This is a genomic window from Streptomyces sp. SID14436, from assembly GCF_010548465.1.
GTDB lineage: Bacteria > Actinomycetota > Actinomycetes > Streptomycetales > Streptomycetaceae > Streptomyces.
This window is the reverse complement of the sequence record NZ_JAAGMD010000778.1, coordinates 1-1,231: the sequence shown is the minus strand read 5'-3', so window position 1 is coordinate 1,231 and position 1,231 is coordinate 1. Positions and strand designations below refer to the sequence as shown.

General features: G+C 75.6%; 1 protein-coding gene and 1 pseudogene. One reads left to right on the top strand and one right to left on the bottom strand.

Features of this window, described 5'->3' with window-relative positions:
- Positions 1-255: pseudogene (locus tag G3I53_RS28155) on the top strand (Tat pathway signal protein); the annotation flags it as partial.
- A gap of 214 nt (positions 256-469) precedes the next feature.
- Here G3I53_RS28155 and G3I53_RS28150 read toward each other — a convergent pair.
- Positions 470-1,231: L,D-transpeptidase family protein (locus G3I53_RS28150; RefSeq protein ID WP_164438916.1), on the bottom strand; the 762-nt coding region annotated here is incomplete at its 5' end.

The window sequence follows — 1,231 nt, the reverse complement described above, 5'->3', positions numbered from 1 at the left end:
AAGGGGGCGGGCCGCGGCGGCCACGGGCACGGCGACGACCGGCCTGGCGGCCACCAGGGCGAGGACGGCACCGGGGACCGGGGTTCCGGCGACCGGGGCCAGGGCGCCCAGCAGGGCAAGGGCAACGGCAAGGGCAAGAACAGCGGCAACGGCGGCAAGAGCGGCGGGGGAGAGGGCGACGACCGTCCCGGCCGCGCCGACCGGAACCACGCCCGCGGCGCGCTGCTCGTGACCGTCGCCGTCGCACCGCGCTGACCTGCGGTTTTGTCTCCGGCCGGGTTTTCTCGCGCCGAGGTGTGACGTTTCCGGGGGCCGCGACGCAGTAATGAGTGAGCCGACTGGTCATCGGCCGTCGCACGGAGCCGGGGTTCCCCCCGTACCCGCGGCTCGTGCACCTCGGCGCGGGCGGGACACGTTCCCCCGGTCCCGCCCGCGCCCCGCATCCGTCCTCCCGCCCGCCGGCGGTCCCTCACCAGTGGATGACGACCTTGTCGCCGTTGCGGACCTGCGCGAAGATCCGGGCGATGGCCGCCTCGTCCCGCACGTTGACGCAGCCGTGCGAGGCGCCCGCGTAGCCCCGGGCCGCGAAGTCGGCGGAGAAGTGCACGGCCTGCCCGCCGCTGAAGAACATCGCGTACGGCATGGGCGAGTCGTAGAGCGTGGACCAGTGGTCCCGTGACTTCCAGTAGACGCTGAAGACGCCCTCACGGGTGGGCGTGTACTGCGAGCCGAAGCGGACCGGCAGGGTCTGGAGCGTCCGGCCGTCGGCCATCCAGCGCAGGGTGCGGCTCTCCTTGCTGATGCACAGCACCCGCCCGGTCCGGCAGCGCGGGTCCGGCGCGTCCGCCGGCTGGCCGCCCATCTGGTAGAGGTCCCACCGGCCCGGCTCGCGTGTCATCCCCTTCAGCCGCTGCCAGGTCACGGTGTCGGTCCGCCCGGTGCGCGGCAGCCCGCGCTTGCCCTGGAAGCCCCGCACCGCCTTCTCGGTGGGCCCGTCGTAGGTGCCCGTCGGCCCCTCGAACAGCCAGGCGATCTGGCGCAGCCGCGCCTGGAGCTCCCGGACGTCGCGGCCGGTGGAGCCGCGCGACCACAGCACCCGCGCGGGAACGGTGGCGTCGCGGGAGCCGCCCGGTGCCGTGCCCCCGCCCCCAACCCCACCCCCGCTCCCGCCCCCGTCGTCTCCGCCGCCGGACGGGCGGGACGCGGACGGGGTGCCGCCGGGCAGTTCGAC